Origin of the sequence: Psychrobacter aquimaris (genome assembly GCF_016107525.1) — a bacterium.
Lineage (GTDB): Bacteria > Pseudomonadota > Gammaproteobacteria > Pseudomonadales > Moraxellaceae > Psychrobacter > Psychrobacter aquimaris.
Genome location: NZ_JABASR010000009.1, coordinates 158,906 through 176,498, shown reverse-complemented (window position 1 = coordinate 176,498; position 17,593 = coordinate 158,906). Strand labels below are relative to the sequence as shown.

The 17,593-nt window shown below is 43.4% G+C and carries 15 protein-coding genes; 6 read left to right on the top strand and 9 right to left on the bottom strand.

Annotation, left to right across the window (positions count from 1 at the left end):
• Positions 1-361: 361 nt before the first annotated feature.
• Entirely contained in the window at positions 362-928 is a 567-nt protein-coding gene (locus JFC10_RS09840; RefSeq protein ID WP_406947336.1) for a DNA glycosylase, read from the bottom strand.
• Positions 929-1,325: 397 nt separating this feature from the next.
• Here JFC10_RS09840 and upp point away from each other — a divergent pair, with 397 nt between their 5' ends.
• Both upp and JFC10_RS09830 read left to right on the top strand, forming a co-directional pair.
• Entirely contained in the window at positions 1,326-1,973 is a 648-nt protein-coding gene (gene upp / locus JFC10_RS09835) for a uracil phosphoribosyltransferase (RefSeq protein WP_193011157.1), read from the top strand.
• An 80-nt stretch (positions 1,974-2,053) separates the two neighbouring features.
• Positions 2,054-2,806: an SDR family NAD(P)-dependent oxidoreductase gene (locus tag JFC10_RS09830; protein ID WP_193011156.1), complete on the top strand. Its 753-nt coding sequence runs from the start codon at positions 2,054-2,056 to the stop codon at positions 2,804-2,806.
• Positions 2,807-2,830: 24 nt separating this feature from the next.
• Here JFC10_RS09830 and JFC10_RS09825 read toward each other — a convergent pair whose 3' ends face one another.
• Entirely contained in the window at positions 2,831-3,487 is a 657-nt protein-coding gene (locus tag JFC10_RS09825) for a hypothetical protein (RefSeq protein WP_198332676.1), read from the bottom strand.
• Positions 3,488-3,721: 234 nt separating this feature from the next.
• Here JFC10_RS09825 and JFC10_RS09820 point away from each other — a divergent pair, with 234 nt between their 5' ends.
• Positions 3,722-4,678 carry an alpha/beta fold hydrolase gene (locus tag JFC10_RS09820; RefSeq protein ID WP_198332675.1) on the top strand — a complete coding sequence of 319 codons (957 nt, stop codon included), beginning with the start codon at positions 3,722-3,724 and terminating at the stop codon, positions 4,676-4,678.
• A gap of 76 nt (positions 4,679-4,754) precedes the next feature.
• Here JFC10_RS09820 and JFC10_RS09815 read toward each other — a convergent pair whose 3' ends face one another.
• The 3 genes from JFC10_RS09815 to tyrS are packed head-to-tail and all read right to left on the bottom strand — an operon-like array spanning position 4,755 to position 6,993.
• Positions 4,755-4,988: a DUF1653 domain-containing protein gene (locus JFC10_RS09815; protein WP_198332674.1), complete on the bottom strand. Its 234-nt coding sequence runs from the start codon at positions 4,986-4,988 to the stop codon at positions 4,755-4,757.
• Between the two features lie 12 nt (positions 4,989-5,000).
• The gene (locus JFC10_RS15085) at positions 5,001-5,780 is read right to left on the bottom strand and encodes a TIR domain-containing protein (RefSeq protein WP_227685957.1); all 780 of its coding nucleotides are present in this window, start codon (positions 5,778-5,780) and stop codon (positions 5,001-5,003) included.
• Position 5,781: 1 nt separating this feature from the next.
• Complete coding sequence (tyrS, locus tag JFC10_RS09805) at positions 5,782-6,993, bottom strand: tyrosine--tRNA ligase (protein WP_198332673.1); 1,212 nt, start codon at positions 6,991-6,993, stop codon at positions 5,782-5,784.
• Between the two features lie 242 nt (positions 6,994-7,235).
• Here tyrS and JFC10_RS09800 point away from each other — a divergent pair, with 242 nt between their 5' ends.
• The 3 genes from JFC10_RS09800 (at position 7,236) to JFC10_RS09790 (ending at position 11,028) form a co-directional block, all read left to right on the top strand.
• Complete coding sequence (locus JFC10_RS09800) at positions 7,236-8,564, top strand: anhydro-N-acetylmuramic acid kinase (RefSeq protein ID WP_198332672.1); 1,329 nt, start codon at positions 7,236-7,238, stop codon at positions 8,562-8,564.
• A 96-nt stretch (positions 8,565-8,660) separates the two neighbouring features.
• Positions 8,661-10,040: a beta-ketoacyl-ACP synthase II gene (gene fabF, locus JFC10_RS09795; RefSeq protein WP_319021048.1), complete on the top strand. Its 1,380-nt coding sequence runs from the start codon at positions 8,661-8,663 to the stop codon at positions 10,038-10,040.
• Between the two features lie 115 nt (positions 10,041-10,155).
• Entirely contained in the window at positions 10,156-11,028 is an 873-nt protein-coding gene (locus JFC10_RS09790) for a hypothetical protein (RefSeq protein WP_198332671.1), read from the top strand.
• Between the two features lie 130 nt (positions 11,029-11,158).
• Here the strand turns inward: JFC10_RS09790 and JFC10_RS09785 are convergent, their stop codons facing one another.
• The 4 genes from JFC10_RS09785 to lnt form a co-directional block, all read right to left on the bottom strand.
• Positions 11,159-12,976: an aminopeptidase P family protein gene (locus JFC10_RS09785; RefSeq protein ID WP_198332670.1), complete on the bottom strand. Its 1,818-nt coding sequence runs from the start codon at positions 12,974-12,976 to the stop codon at positions 11,159-11,161.
• Positions 12,977-13,383: 407 nt separating this feature from the next.
• Positions 13,384-14,946 (bottom strand): peptide MFS transporter, encoded by a 1,563-nt coding sequence (locus JFC10_RS09780; RefSeq protein WP_198332669.1) that lies wholly within the window; start codon positions 14,944-14,946, stop codon positions 13,384-13,386.
• Between the two features lie 313 nt (positions 14,947-15,259).
• On the bottom strand, positions 15,260-15,697 hold the full coding sequence (locus tag JFC10_RS09775; protein ID WP_198332668.1) for a hypothetical protein: 438 nt from the start codon (positions 15,695-15,697) through the stop codon (positions 15,260-15,262).
• 193 nt (positions 15,698-15,890) lie between these two features.
• A complete protein-coding gene (gene lnt / locus JFC10_RS09770) occupies positions 15,891-17,474 on the bottom strand; it encodes an apolipoprotein N-acyltransferase (RefSeq protein ID WP_198332667.1) in 1,584 nt (527 codons plus the stop codon).
• Positions 17,475-17,593: the final 119 nt, after the last annotated feature.

Here is a 17,593-nt window from a genome sequence, read left to right as displayed (position 1 = left end):
TCATAATGATTTGAATTGTCAAGCTTTTTTATAATTTGTTTCTTCAAGTTAACTGGGTTATTTATGTGTAATCTACACACTAATCACTACCAGCTCGTCTTGTGTGGGCGTATTATAGAGGGTTTGAGTTCAGTGTCAACCGCTTTTTAAAAGGTTTTTAGATTTATTTTAGTGCGCATAAAAAACTGTATTTTTTTCAATGGGTTAGGCTTCTGTTGCTTTAGCAGGTCTAGAGAGGGAATAGAAGTATGCTCTTCATTATATTTTATCCTAGCAAAAATATTTAGTTCCAGTAGGTATGTGTTCTTTACTATCTTTTAGCTTTATTCCTTATTACTACAGTCCCCTCTATACTTGTACTTTATAGCTTACCCATTTTTTCAAAGAACGCTTTATACGCAGCGACTTTTTTATCTAAGGCTAAAGGATAGGCTCGTGAGGTTGAAGGCAACCTATATAAAGTGAGATTATTCACATCCGCCTTTCGATTGTTATCATTTTGCCATTGGTAAGGATAATCCATACTTTGATTGGTCTTAGGATACTTGGATTTGGCAGGTGGCTCAGCTAATAAATTGAGTAAGACTTCCGTTGCCTTACCGCCCGTGGTAAATAAGGTTTGAACTTTTGGTACTTGTGACAAGATATTATCTAGATCAACTGGTGTGACGACCGTTAAGTTTTTATCTGAGGCATTACCGGTTTCACGAATCGCTTGTTTTACTGTCGGACAAGAAGCTATGCCACGCTCAAACATAAAGGTGCGAATACGCTCAGGATCAAAGCGCTTTTCTTCCTCTACCCGAAAGTAATTTACATCGTCAAAAAATACACTGCCATAAATACGCCACATATCATTATAAAAATTTGGGTAGTGAAATGGCATTGCCCATTTATCAGCGGTCGGTGGAAAAGTGCCCATCATCATTACCGTAGCATTAGGCGGTAAAACTGGGGCAAACGGATGAGTTTCTACTGCTTGGACTTCGGATAATACTAAGCTGTTATCCGTTTTATGAGTATTATTATGGGTGTAAGATGGTTGTGTAGTCATAAGATTCTTCATCAGAAAAGCGGTTTTTTTGCTATCATAGCAAGCCTAAACACGACTTCATTTATTAGAGCGCTGTTATAGTCAAACATAGTCGGCTTAAATAAAACTAACCCTGTTATAAATATATTTGGCTTACTTTATTATCAAAGCATTAAGCTTACTATTTGTGAGATAGATATAGGGTTGAAGTGCAGTAAGTGTTTGTAACTTTTATACTAATAGCAACCGCAGTAACTGCGCAAGCATCAGACCAAAAACCAAGAGAATATTTATGAGCGACTTAAAAATCACCGTCATCGACCACCCGTTAGTCCGTCATAAACTCAGCCTCATGCGCGAAAAAGACTGTAGCACTTATAAGTTTCGCACCTTGACCAAAGAGCTTGCACGCTTGATGGCATATGAAGCAAGCCGCGATTTCGAAATCGAAACCTTCCCAATGCAAGGCTGGTGTGGTGAAATCACTGGTGAGCAAATCATCGGTAAGACCGCAACGATTGTACCTATTTTACGGGCAGGTATTGGCATGTTGGACGGGGTGCTCGATTTGATTCCTACAGCAAAAATCTCTGTCGTGGGTTTGCAACGTGATGAAGAAACATTACAACCTGTGCCATTCTTTGAAAAGTTTGTCAGCCATATGGACAAACGCCCAGCCCTTATCATTGACCCAATGTTAGCCACTGGCGGTTCTATGGTTGCGACCATCGAGATGCTAAAGAAAAATGGCTGTACCAATATTAAAGCATTGGTATTGGTTGCCGCACCTGAAGGCGTCCGTGTCGTTAATGAAGCACATCCTGATGTGACTATCTATACTGCCGCACTAGACAGCCATTTGGATGAGCACGGCTATATCATCCCAGGTCTTGGCGATGCAGGCGATAAAATCTTTGGCAAGCAATTATTAAACAAGTAAGAAAAAGCAGATAAATCAAGACAAGCCGTCGTCGTAAAACCCATGACACATGTACAAAACATCAATGATAAGGATATAAGATGAACGTATTGATTACAGGAGCAAGCGCTGGTTTCGGTAAAGCGCTGGCCGAGCGTTTGGTTGCCAACGGTCATCAAGTGATTGGTTGTGCCAGACGCCTCGATAAGCTCAATGCTTTGGCAGAAACTTTGGGCGAGGCATTTTTGCCCGTGGTTATGGATGTGAGTGACACGGCGGCGATCCCGCAAATCATTGCGGACTTGCCTGACAATTTTAAGCAAATCGATGTCTTGGTAAATAATGCTGGATTGGCACTCGGTACAGAACCTGCGTATAAGGCTAGTCTTGATGACTGGATGCGTATGACTGATACCAATGTGAAAGGGTTGATGGCGCTAACCCATGCGGTCTTGCCAGCAATGGTGGCGCGCGATAGCGGTTATGTCATCAACGTTGGTTCGATTGCTGGCAGTTGGCCTTACTACGGCGGCAACGTTTATGGTGCGACTAAGGCCTTTGTCAAACAATTTAGCTTAAATCTACGCGCGGATCTCATCGGTACGCAAGTGCGCGTGACTAATTTAGAACCGGGTAATGTCGCGGGTACTGAGTTTTCAAACGTGCGTTATCATGGCGATGACGATAAAGCCGCCAAAGTTTACGACGGCTTTAAAACCATGACCGGCGATGATATTGGCGATATTTTATTGTGGCTGATTGAGTCGCCTGCTCATATTAACGTCAATCGTTTGGAGGTTATGCCAGTGGCGCAAACTTATAACGGGCTGACGATTTCTAAGAAAGATTCTTAAAATTGTAGCCGACCGTTTGGCTCATTAACGTAATTCATAAGACCGAAGCAATATAGTCTCACCTATATTGCTTCTTTTTTTGGTTGTGACATGCATCTCATTGACCAAGCGCAAATCCTGAAAGTCCAAAATCAATACTTCATTACGCAAACGCTCGCTGGTACGTTTATTGTGACGTATCGGAAATCCTAAGACTTGCTTACCCCTAATCACTATCTGATTAATAATCATAGTCGGATTATTAGTGGTAGATTTTGCACTTAACGTTTGAGCATTAATGATTACGGTTGCAGGATTAACAGTTGTGCTTAAAACCTTTGTTTGACGCACACTTTTTGGTAAATCACCTGCAAAAAACAATACTTGCTCTAGCGGTAAGTACTGGGCATGACGCATTAACTCCTGACGAAATAATGCTGGCATATCACTATTAAAACTGTCTTCTGTTTGCTGAGAGAACGCCGTAAAGTTACGATGCAAGTAACGTCCAAACACGCTGCTATTAATCCATTCGTGATAAATATCATTAGCTAGTAATTGCCTAGTGAAAACATCGGCATCTGGCGTAATATCTGCTATCAGCATTGCCATCAATAGCGCCTGCGGATTGGTAAATGTTTGCTGCTGCCAAAGTTGTGGATATAGGCTGCTATCAAGCAGTGGTAACGTCAGCTTGCCCATAGACTGATATCCTTATATTTTATCTACTTGCCAGTAAATCTAATGGTTACAGCGCATCATAGTAGATAGTCTTACTGCTACGCTACTTTCACCGCTAAGCAAATTCTATGCTATGTTCAATTACCTACTTTAATATAGTAGGCTTTTATTATTGAAATATAAACTTTTGCTACGATGCGTTTTGGCTAAATCGACTTTATAAAACCGCTTAATAAAAACAAGGGATATCACTTTATGCAGTCAAACTTACTTGCTTTGCTTGCTAACTACCAGTTGAAAACGATTGATATTGCTTTAACTGACGGTACGCTGCTACCAGTGTCAGTCATAGGCAGCGGCAAACCTGTAATATTACTGCATGCTTATGGCATGGATGCGCGTGAGTTTTTGCCATTTATTTTACACTTGGTTGGCAAATATGCATTTTACCTGCCGCACTTACGAGGATTTGGCGCCGCAAAAGATATCGACCTTACCCAGTTTGATTTTGTGCGCCAGTATGCCGATGATATCAGCGTCGTTATTGAGCAAATTTGCTTGGCGCGTAATATATCATCGTTGCCAGTTGCTGCTATTTCGATGGGGGCGCAAGTGATGTGGGCGTATTTTGAGCGTTATGGCTGCACGAAAGTCAGCCGTTATTTGAATATTGACCAAAGTCCTGCTATCCATAATCAGGCTAATTGGCAAGGTGGATTGTTTGGTGCGCGGCAGCAAGAAGTATTCGATATCTTTCACGACGTAATTAATAGGACTTTGCCTTACGCTGAAACAAAAAGCTTTGCCCACCTGCCCTTTTATATTAAACGTCATGCAACGGATGTTGAACGACTGTTTTCTCTCTTATCCGTCAATCGCACGCGCTCGAAAGTGTTTATACAAGTGGTGACTTATAAAAATGACCCCAAACTTGCGCTTTATAAGCACAGTATTTGGCATCATAAAATGCGCTGCTTACAAGCCTATTTGACATTACCCTATGACTTTCGCGGTGCGATAGAGCGTGTCACTATTCCAGTGGTCAATCTGATTGGCGGGCGCTCCAAACTCTACGATGCTAAGTGGCAGCAACAAGTCACCCAAATGCTACCCAATGCTCGCGAAGTTGTGTTGCCGCGTTCAGGTCATGCGGTACCAATGGATGAGCCAATTGGGTTTTATAAAGTATTAAAAGGGTTTTTACAGGATTAGTTGTTCATTTATATAAAAAAAGCGACCCGTTGAGGTCGCTTTTTATTTGAGCAAAAAATTTTAAGCATTTTAAGCATTAATCAGCTAATGCTTTGGTCAGCTCAAATCGCGGCACTTGCTTACCCTCAACTTCAACCGTTTCAGAAAACATAGATAACGGTCGTACCCATACGCCATACTCACCGTATAGACAACGGTAAACGACTAGCATTTCTTCCGTTTCGGAGTGCTGCGCGGTATGCAAAACTTGGTATAGGTTGCCTTTATAATGGCGGTAAATACCTTGGGTAACAGTAGCTTGGTTTGTCATTATTGCTTCCAATTAGTCAATTTTATTCATATCCACATCATAACCAGAGCTTTTCATTTCTTTAGCAATGCTATATTTCCAAGCACCGCCTGTATCCATAGGCTTGTAGACCACGCCTGATATATCATTTGGAATTTCGACATCACCTTTTACAAGCGCAACAACGTTTGCTCGACCAATCTTACCAATCAAGAGCCCGTGTTCAAAAATTACATTTTGTCTTGCCCTTGGTTTTAGATCTTCTGGCTTGGATTTAACACCTCCAATGTCGCATTCAGTATAGAGAACAATAGCAAAACCCACATCCGTATGTTTTTCTAATTTCTCTATGATTGTAGCGCCAGAGTCTACTTGCTCATGGAGAATAACAGCCTTAAAGCCGAGCTTATCTACAAATCTAGCTACTGTTTCTTTAGCGCCGTCATCGTGACCATGAACGATAAAGACTTTCAAACTATCTTTCATAATTAAGGGCTCTTTTTTGGTTTTACTCTCGACCGTGTCAAATAACTCTACATCTTCTATTACGTCATCTATAATCTTTAAAGCATATTTATGACCGATAAACCATGCCTCTTTAAACTTAGTAGACTCGTCACTACCGTCGAAAAATACTACTAGAGGAGTGAAGCTAACTTTATTAAACTTCTCAATATAAGCTGAATTACTATCTAAGAATTTACTGATTAAAGTTGTGAACCTGATAGATAGTTTTTCTTGATTTTCACGGTTCTCATAAGTTAAGTCTTGAAACTCTTGCTTAAAATCTTTAAGGATTTCTACTTTATGCACATTAAGCCACCGTCACTTTTGCATAAGCCTTCTTACCTGCTTGGATAACGACAGTCTGACCAGAACTTAAGCTAAAGCCACCATCAACCACATCGCCATCTACTTTGACCGCGCCACGTTTAATCATGTCTTTCGCCGATGAGCTGTTTTTGGCAAGTCCGGCTTGGTTTAAAACTTGCGCGATAAATAACGCATCAGCGCCTTCTAACTCTAGCGTCACTTCTGGTAAATCGACTGGTAATTCGCCATCAGCTAATACGTTGCCTGCTGATTTGTGCGCATTGGCGGCAGCATCAGCATCGTGAAAACGCTCAATCAATTCTTCAGCAAGGATACGTTTGATTTCTTGTGGATTGCGACCGTTTTCCATCTCGGCCATTAGCGCTTCGACTTCTTCCATCGGCTTAAAGCTTAGAAACTCAAAGTAGCGACGGATTAAGGTGTCAGGCATCGACAATAATTTTTGGTACATAGTGCCCGGTGCATCATAAATACCAACATAGTTATTCAGCGATTTAGACATTTTATTAACGCCATCTAAACCTTCCAAAATCGGCACAGTGATACAAACTTGTGGCTCTTGACCGTAGCGACCTTGTAGGGTGCGACCCATCAATAAGTTAAAAGTTTGATCCGTACCGCCAAGCTCGATGTCGGCTTTTAGCGCGATTGAGTCATAGCCTTGCACCAATGGGTAGAGAAACTCATGGATAGCAATTGGCGTTTGCGCCGCGTAGCGTTTAGAGAAATCATCGCGCTCAAGCATACGTGAGACAGTCAATTGGCTAGAAAGCTGAATCATATCGCCCGCTGACATATCTTTAAACCATTCAGAGTTAAAGACGATACGGGTTTTTTCTTTATCCAAAATTTTAAATACTTGCTCAGCATACGTTTGAGCGTTGACTTTGATTTGCTCATCGGTCAATGGCGGACGCGTGCTGTTTTTGCCAGAAGGGTCACCAATCTTGGCGGTATAGTCGCCGATTAGAAAATAAATCTCATGACCCAAATCTTGAAAATGCTTGAGTTTATTAATCAGCACGGTATGACCCAAATGCAGGTCAGGCGCAGTGGGATCAAAGCCTGCCTTGATACGCAGCGGGCGATTCAGTTTTAACTTCTTAACCAAATCTTCTTCAGATAGGATTTCTTGCGTACCGCGTTGGATCAGGGCAAGCTGTTCTTCTAGGGTGTAGGTTTGCGTGGTCATGATGATCTCTTTATTGTCTTTATTAAAAGGGTAATGCGTTTGGACTATTTATCCCAAGCCCCAAAATACAATTAGCGGCGTCAAACTCGTTTAGTCTACTAGATATAGCACTTGCTCTATATATAGTACTTGCACTCGTTTTCCTTGCTACTCTGATTTTTAGGAACAGGATTAAAGTTTCGTAGCCAGTAAAAGATGTTAGAATTTGAGAGATATACTAGCGTTTTTTAAGGTAAATTGCCATGACCAAGCCCGTATCGATTGACGATATTCAGAATAATCCTGACTCAGATTTAAGTTTAGATATGAGCTTAGATAGCCGTCTAGATAATATTGACGATTTAAACTATGCCACCTTGACCGATGCACTCGAGCAAACCGTGTTTGAAAACTTCGATGATGGTTTATATATCGGCATGATGTCTGGCACCAGCTTAGACGGGATGGATGCGGTTCTTTGTCAATTTGGTGGTGAAGAAGATAACCAACAACCGATGCGACTGTTAGCAACTCATAGCCAAGAGTTCCCGCCACGACTACGTGAAGTGTTATTAGCCTTATGTCAGCCTAATGGTATTCAAGAATTAGTACCAGCAGAGGATGAACCAAGTAGTGAGCTAGACTGGTTCGGTTGGGCAAGTAAAGAGTATGCTGAATTTGCCAGCGACGTGGTCAATAATTTATTACAGCAATCACATACTGATGTAGAATCGGTGTTGGCGATTGGCTGTCACGGTCAAACGGTACGCCATCGTCCGCAAATGGGTTTTAGCTTGCAATTAGTCGATGCCAATATCATTGCTGAGCGTACTGGCATTAGCGTCGTCAGCGATTTTCGCCGCCGCGATATGGCCGTTGGTGGTCAAGGAGCGCCTTTGGTTCCTGCTTTTCATCAAGCATTATTTGCCACGCCTGATAGCACACGCATATTATTAAACTTGGGCGGTATTGCTAATATCACTGTCTTGCCAGCCAATGATAGTCCTGTGATTGGTTATGATACCGGTCCTGCCAATTTATTGTTAGATGCGTGGACGGCATTACATACTGATAAAGATTATGACGCTGGTGGCACTTGGGCGCAGTCTGGACAAGTGGTTGAGCCGCTACTGAATCAGCTGATAGAACATCCGTTTTTTGCGCGAACGTATCCAAAAAGCACAGGGCGTGAAGATTTTAATTTAGCATGGCTACAGGATGAGCTGCAAAAGTTCGATCAGGCATCTGCCCATATCCGCTATTCGTCAGCGGATGTGCAGGCAACGCTCACTGAACTGACAGCGATGAGTGCCAGTATGCAAATTAATATGTTTATTAATCCTCATGAAAATAGCTCGGTTTACGTCTGTGGTGGTGGTGCATTAAACGATTATTTAATGACACGCTTGCAAGCCCATCTGCCCCATTGCACGGTAGAAACCACCGCCAGTTTAGGACTGAATCCAGCGTGGGTCGAAGCCGTCGCCTTTGCATGGCTAGCAAGACAAACACTAATAGGTGAAACGGGTAATTTGCCAGCTGTAACTGGCGCTAATAAAGGCGTAGTCTTGGGTCAGGTTTGTTTTGCCTGACTGGTCAAATTTTAGTTTACACACGTGCACTTATGTGTTTTATAATGAATTCTGAAATACCCTCCTCTTAGGACTCGTAAGTATAGGATCTATCGCATGAGCCAACACAGCAGTTCACTTACTGATCAAGCTACCAATGATGCTAGCGCAATACCAAAGCATCAACCGCGTCAGAAACCACCGCACTATGAGCGTACTGATGATATGCGCGTCGTAGTTACAGGTATGGGTGCTATTACACCACTTGGTTTAGACGTTGATAGCTCATGGACAAGCCTACTTAATGGTGAGAGCGGTATCGCAACTATCAATCATTTTGATGCTTCGGACTATCGTGCTCAAATTGCAGGTGTTGTCAAAAATTTCGATGCCAAACAATATATGAGTGCCAAAGACGCACGCCGCTATGATGAATTCATTCATTATGGTATTGCTGCCTCTGCCATGGCATTAAAGGACGCCGGCTTTATCGATGAGGTAAATGCTGCTGACGCGCCTGTGCAAGGTGTTGACCAAGAGCGCTTTGGTATTATTTTGGGTTCAGGTATTGGCGGTATTCAGACCATTGAAAACAGTCGCGATATGCTGCGTGAAAAAGGCGCTACAAAAGTTTCTCCTTTTATTATTCCAGGTTCTATTGTAAATATGGCGGCAGGACTGGTGGCGATTAAACATACCTTAAAAGGTCCAAACCTCGCAACATCGACTGCCTGTACCACGTCTACACATGCTATGGGTCTCGCCGCACGTTTGATTGCTTATGGTGACGCCGATGTCATGCTGGCTGGGGGTAGTGAAAAAGGTTCAAGCCCACTTGGCATGTCAGGTTTTGGTGCCATGCACGCACTCTCAACTCGTAATGACGAGCCAACCAAAGCCTCGCGTCCATTTGACAAAGACCGTGATGGTTTTGTACTCGGTGATGGCGCTGGGATGGTGGTACTAGAAAGCCTCGCTCATGCCAAAGCACGCGGTGCAACCATACTCGCTGAACTGGTTGGCTTTGGCATGAGTGATGATGCCAGCCACATCACGGCACCGCCTGAAGATGGCAGCGGGGCGGCACGAGCGATGCGTAATGCACTAAATGATGCAGGCATTGAGCCATCGAGTGTTGGTTATGTCAATGCTCATGGCACCAGCACCCCTGCGGGTGATGTCGCTGAATCGATTGCTATTGAGACCGTTTTTGCGCCAGTCAAAGACCGCATTTTGGTCAGCTCAACCAAATCCATGACTGGCCATTTGCTTGGTGCCGCGGGTGGTGTTGAAGCCATATTCACCGTCCTTGCCCTACAGCATCAGCATGTGCCACCCACCATTAACTTAGATAATGTGGAAGACAACTGTAACCTAGACTATGTCGCCAACCAATCGCGCAAAGTTGAGAATCTACAGTATGCGGCATCCAATAGCTTTGGCTTTGGTGGTACCAACGGCTCGTTAATATTCGCGCGGTGGCCAGTGAATCATTAAGGCCCACAACTCAGCATATCGGTCGTTGTAACCTTGGTGTCAGATTTGCTACGTTTGTCCACTTGCAGCCCCTTATCGTATTTGCGTATGATAAGGGGTAATTTTTGGAACATTTATGGACGATACCATGTCAAGCTACTCATTTTCTCATCAGTTTTATCAGCGCTGGACGTGTGCGCCTGAACCTATTCGCGCAGCAATTACCCAAGAGCTAAAAGACATCACCACCTTACTGCAGAACGATACATCATTTGAAAGCTTTGTGTTTAATACTCATGATTTGGATGCCCATATCGATGAGCTCTATGAAAATCATGAAGCGGAGCAAGCCATCGCTAAAGCCATTACTGACAAAAAAGCCGAAGAGCAAGCGACCGTCGAAAAACAACAGCGAGAAGAACAGCAAAGAGTAAAAGCGGCAGAGGATGCCAGATTAAAGGAAAGTGCTAAATTAAAAGAAGAAGCCAAACTTCGTGAAGCGTCAGATACCGCGCAAAAAGAACAACAGAAAAATGAGCAAATAGCCACTGAGAAGAATAATCTTGCCGATAAAGTGACCGCTATGAATGCCAATGATGCGAACGCTTCAGCATCACTCGGTATTGATAACAGTGTTGAAAAAAATCAAAGCGTTGAAAAATCAGCTGCTACACAACCTAATGCTGATAACAACTTTGTCACCAGCTCTGAGAACAAAACCATCAGTGAGCATGCTCATGTCGCTAATGACAAAAATAGCAATGATGAGCACAGCGTAAAAGCAGTCAACGACAAAGCCAGCGCCGCCATCAAACTGGCCCTGAAAGACGCAAAACTGAGTACCACGCATCAAGAGCTGATCCGTGAGCTGGAAATGCAAATTGATGATTATCTCAGTGAGCAAATGATGCTGATGTCTGAGAATTTAAAATCTTGGTTACGTGCTGAAGTGACCCAGAATCTAAGCGAGGATAAAGCAGGAACTAACAAAGAGTCGCAAAAAAGCTAAACGCTGCTTCCTGCTTCCTACCCATCAATCCTTAGGAATAAATTCTTAGTGATAAATTACCAGTCATAAAAAATCCCCGTAAACTTTACGGGGATTTTTTATTTTAGATTCGCAGATATAAGCGTTTACTTTAGATAGCCTTAGTACGCTCAGTCAACCAGTCAAGTGCCGTGCCTTCAACACGGTCTTTTAGCTCCGCATAGACTTGGCTATGATAGTCATTAAGCCAATCAATCTCGACTTGAGTTAATAATGCAGGCTCAATTAAACGGGTATCAATTGGGCAATAAGTGATGGTTTCAAAGTTTAAGAATTGACCGAATTCCGTCTCAGTAGGATTGGCAACTGGTGTGTTAACCACCAAATTCTCGATACGAATACCCCATTTGCCTTCGCGGTATAAACCTGGCTCATTACTGGATATCATACCTACTTTCATCGCGCGCTCTTTCGGCGTGCTGGCACTATAAGCAATAACTTGTGGACCTTCATGGACGTTCAAGAAATAACCAACGCCATGACCAGTACCATGACCATAATCCATCTGAGCTTGCCACAATGGTACACGGCATATCGCATCGATTAACGGTGAGGCGATACCATCAGGGAAATGCGCTTTGGCCAACGCAATATGGGCTTTGAGTACGGTGGTGAAGTCACGCTTGTGCTCGCTGCTTACCTGTCCAATACCGACCACGCGCGTGATGTCGGTCGTGCCGTTTTGATACTGAGCGCCTGAGTCAATGAGTAGTAAACCACCTTCACCTTCGTTGACATCTAAGTAGCTAAACTTCTCTGGCGTTGCGCGATAATGCGGTAATGCACCATTTTCATTAAAGCCTGCAATCGTTGGAAAACTTGGCGAGACATAATGTGGCTGCTGACTGCGCACGTCGATGAGCATACTATCGACGTCCAGCTCACTTAAGCGTTCACCGTCTGCTAAACGCTGCTCAAATGCGGCAAAAAACTCACTTAATGCAGCACCATCTTGACGCATGGCTTCACGTACATGATCAATATCAGCCTCAGATTTAACCGATTTTAACAAAGTGCTTGGCGCCATTTGCTCAATAAAACCTACGCCGTCTGCCATTTTAGATAGCGTACCCACTGCCACTTTACTTGGATCTAATAGCAATAAGTCATCAGCAGTCAATGTCCCCAATGAATCTTGCACAGCGTCATAATCAGCAAGGGTGATACCGCTGTCTTTTAAGCTTTGTACAATATCTGCGCTAACTTTATTATTATCAACAAACAAAGTCGCTGTTTCAGCATCAATCAGCATATGTGCCAAAAATACAGGATTATAGTCAACATCAGCGCCGCGTAAATTGGTCAGCCAAGCAATATCATCTAAGCTTGAAAGCAAGTGATGGGTTGCGCCTGCCTCAACCATACCTGCGCGTACAGCGGCAAGTTTTGAGGTAGCAGACTGCGCGACAAACTGCGCATCGTGTTGATATAAACTGGCAGTTGGTAGCGCTGGACGATCGCTCCATATTTCTGTCAATACGTCACGCTCAGTGATTAACGTAATGTCATTGGCATCAAAGGCATTTAACAATCTATCTTGTTCAGAGATAGACAATACATTGCCATCGACTGCCACGCTGTCACCCTCCGCCAAATGCTCGGCGAGCCAATCAATATGATTCGGCTGACCCGGTGCAAGCTTCTCTAAGCTAATACCTGTACCTTCTAATTGGTCAGCGGCGTGTACCCAATAGCGGCTGTCCGTCCATAATCCAGCAAAATCAGCGGTAACAACGAGCGTACCGACTGAGCCTGTGAATCCTGATAACCATAAACGCGCTTGCCAATATTCTGGCAGATACTCAGATAGATGAGGATCAGCAGACGGTACGATAATCGCGGTCAGGTCTTGTGCTACTAATGTCTGACGTAAACTGTCGATACGATCGTGGATGCTTTGTTTATTCATAAAAAGTGTCCTTATTGATTTTAAAAAAATGAGATTTAGAAAAATCATCTTGTGAGGCGACTATGGATAGTCGTCTTATTTGAGCAAGTAAAACTGTTTTAAGCGTTTGTTATTTACCATTCATTGAATGCTTAACATCTACAACTAAGTAAGCGATTCAATGATTTGAAAATTAAAACGTTTTCAATGAGCAGATAAATGAGGCTAGCTATTTTTAATAGCCTTATAGGATTACAGCAGAACATCATTAGATGTTTGGGCGGAAAGCGGACTTTCAATAGCGTGGGGGCAATAACTTACTAAGTGCAACCATAAAACGTGCTACCGATGAGGGTAACACGTCTCGCCATCTAACATTTTTGCTGGTATTAGTATTGATACCAAATCATTTTAACCCTGTGTTTCAATTAGCTCAGCGTATCTGCATGCTCGCTTTTTTGTAGCATATTATTGATCGGTTTGGCTAAGGCCAATAAGATAACGGCTGTGACCACCAAAAAGGTTGTCATCATCGTAAATAATCCCGGTAACCCTTCGATTTTATCAGCAGAGACATGACCACCAAAGAAAGCCGCGACCAGGTTACCCATGGCGATAGATGCAAAGAAAAGCCCCATCATCTGACCTTGCATGCCTTTTGGCGCAAGCTTAGTCATTGCAGACAGACCAACAGGACTGAGCGCTAACTCACCAAGCGTCAGCAATAACAAACTACCGACTAACCATAAGGGTGAAGCCAAACCGCCATCGCTAGTCAAAATACTTTTTGAGGCAAAAATCATCAATGCAAAGCCTGCGGCAGCGAGCAACATACCAAGCGCAAACTTTACCATACTATTCGGCTCAAGGCCTCGATTTGCAAGCTTGACCCAGACAATGCTGATAATCGGCGCTAATATGAGAATAAACAAAGGATTGAGCGACTGAAACCAAATACTAGGCACTTCAAAGCCTAAAACGTTAAGATCTGTATAGCGATCGGCGAATAAGTTAAACGACGTTGGCTGCTGCTCAAAACTCGACCAAAATAGCGTCGAGCCAATGATTAAGATAAAACAAATCAACAAACGCAGCTTATCGGTTTTGTCCAATCGCGGTGAAATAAACATGACAGCAAAGTACAGTATCACTACTGCTGCAATGATGTACGTCATATATTGGGCAACCATCTCAGGATTAAATGGCATAATACCAGTCGCCACCAACAAAGTAATGACGACAAGTAACGCCAGAAACCCTGCCACCCAGCGACCTACATTTTTGAAAAGCCCAGTCGTTTGCTCCCATTCAGGAGTGATATTTTTGGCACGAGCATAGCGATTTAACGTTTTTTTAGCTGAAAAACGATAAATCAATAATGAAGCCAGCATGCCTAGACCACCGACACCAAAGCCTACATGCCACATACCTTTTTCTTTAAATACGCCAACGATAAGGGCGGCCAATAGCGCACCGATATTGATACCCATATAGAATAAAGTAAAGCCGCTATCTCGGCGTGCATCACCCTTGGGATACAAAGCTCCGACCATTACTGAAATACAAGTTTTAAATAAACCTGAACCGAGAACGATACACATCAGGCCAACAAAAAATAGCGTCATACCAAACATAGCGGATAGCGCGATACACAAGTGACCTAGGGCGATAATAATACTGCCCCACCACAGTGCTCGCTCTTGCCCCAGCCAATTATCTGCCAGCCAACCGCCTGGTACGGCCGCTAAATACAATGAGCCTGCAAAAATACCATAGATAGCAGAAGCTGTGACCTCATCGAAGCCAAAACCGCCACTACTGACCGTCGCTACCATAAACAATACTAATAGCGGACGAATACTATAATAAGAAAATCGCTCCCACATTTCTGTAAAAAACAACGGACGTAACGGTTTAGGATGCCCCATAAAACCATTATCTAGCGCTTCTAATTCAGCAGCACTAGCCTGCGATTGTGTTTCTGTGCCCATAACTTTATTCCTTTAAAGATCATATTTGTCATGACCAAAGCCCTGATGATTCAGACGAACGGTCATATAGGCGGAACATTGTTTCACTTGGTTATAATCAAGTAAAGAAAAAGTTGGCTAAAAATTACACAAATACCCACAAAAAAGCCCACTCTCATGGGCTGAAAGCGGGCTTTTCTTTTTAGCATTAATGTCAGTGATGACGATGCTATCGTACTTATCACATTACAATAATAGTGCCGTCCTACTTGAGATTTAAGCGAAACAGGTTTATCGAACCACGCTTTAAAAGCTAAGCATCTACCGGCTTATATTACTGTGCTGCTACCGCTTCATCAGTTGCATCACCCGCTTGTAGATCACCGTCTGCTTGCTCCGCAGTTAAATCAGCATCTGCAACCGCAGTTTGACTGACTGTGCCAGAAGCAGTTGCAGTACCAGATTCTGCCGTAACCACAGCGCTATCGGTCGCTGGCGTGACGCTTGCATCTGCAGCAGTATCAGTCGCTGTTGTATCCGCCTCTACAGGTGCGGCATCTGTTTCAGCTGGCGCAGCATCTTCAGTGGCAATCGCTTCTGCTTCATCAGCCGCCGCTGACGCTTCGGTCGTCTCAGCAGTAATGTGCTCGCCTGCTGGACGCAAAAACGCAGAAACACCAATAAGTAAGACGATACCTAAAAATAAGGCAACACCGCCTAAAGCAAATAACAGCTCTTTCTTAGGGTTGTTTTCGACAATATGTTCTGACATACCTTATCCACCTTGCACAAAATATTTAAAATATTGACCTATTATATCGCAATTCGTACCGATTTGTTAAAACCCTTAAGTATTTAAAGGATTTATTATCGACAAACTTTGCCATTCACTTTGACGCTCAATGAGCATTACTCATTCGAGCTATTTCTGCTCGCTTCTAAACATAGACAATGGCTTTAGCTGCTTATTTTAGCGACTTGCCCAAACGCGGTTGTGGCGTCCCACGCTTGCCAAAGTAGCTCAATACGAGTAACAGCGTCATGATAAACAGAATAGGATAATGACCAAAACTCATAAATGGGGTGTTGCCGACCCGCGCCTGAATATCACCACGCAATACCGTGCGCTCAAACTGTGGTGCACGCTCGACGATACGACCTTTATGATCGATAATAGCCGTGACACCCGTATTGGTCGCACGCATAAACCAGCGACCATTCTCTAACGCACGCATCTGTACCATTTGCAGATGTTGCAATGGGCCTGCCGACGTACCAAACCAAGCATCGTTTGAGATGGTTAATAAAAAATCCGTGCCAATCGCGTTTTTACGCGTGGTATCAGGATAAGCAACTTCATAACATACTGCTGAACCCAAATTATGACCACGTACACGCAGCGGTGATTGGTTGTCACTACCACGGCTATAGCTCATGATTTCTTGGCTACCAGCAAGGTTTGGCAGGATATCTAACATGCCTTCGAAGGGAATATATTCACCAAATGGTACCAGACGCTGCTTTTTATACATCCCCTCAGCATCACTACCTAGCGCAACCACGCTATTATAAAATGGAGGATATTTATCCGTTTCTGGATCAAAGTTTTCTAAATCTCTATAAGGAATACCTGTTACCCAGGTGGTATCGGTTTCTTTGGCCATTTTAACCATTTCATTGATAAAGCCAATCGCCTCATCTTGGAACATAGGAATCGAGGATTCAGGCCATACAACGATATCACGTCCCCATTCGGTACGTGTTAGCGTGGCATAAATTTTCAACGTTTCTATTTGATACTCAGTGAGCCATTTTAAATCTTGTGGAATATTACCTTGGATTAGAGACACGGACAAATCAGGCGTGCCTTTTGGTTTCGTCCATTGCGGATTAATCAACCATAACGCGCTGCTAATCACTAATAACGCTATCGAAGGAATCATATAACCACCGCGGCGGCGCAAAAGCTCCACCACACTGGCTGCCAATAATACAGCAACGAAGGAGACGGCAAAGACACCAGCGACTGGCGCTAATGACGATAACCAATACTGCTCCGTAAACGCATAACCGACGAATAACCACGGAAATCCAGTGAATAGCCACGTTTTCATCCACTCTTGGAGTATCCACAGAGCAGCAAAAGACAACGGCTGACGGCCGACCATGCGATTGAAAACCAGTGCTAAAAAGCCATGGAATAACCCCATACCTAGCCCCATCAAGGCAATCATAATCAGCGCAAGCCATGCTGGCGTATCGCCATAAACATGAATAGAGGTGTACAACCAAAATGCGCCAACACACCAAAGTCCCGTACCATAAGCCTGACCGATAAGAAAAGCTCGCTTGCCACTCATATCAGGCATCAGTAAGGCATATAAAATAGCCGGCGACACCAGAGCAAGCGGCCAAATGCCATAAGGCGCGAGTGCAAATATAAACACCGCTCCTGCCAGCAAAGCAATCAATACCGTCAGCGCTATAGGCAAACCCTTGGGCTTATCAGGGTTCAGGCGTTTTTGTAAATCAACAGTAGACAGGCGCATAGCAGTTATCCAAAACCATATTTTTCAAAATTTTAAGCGTCAATATTCAGATGCAAACCAAGCTGAAGCTGACTGTATTGTGTTTTGTACAATATCTAGAAGTTAAACCCGCCCATGAT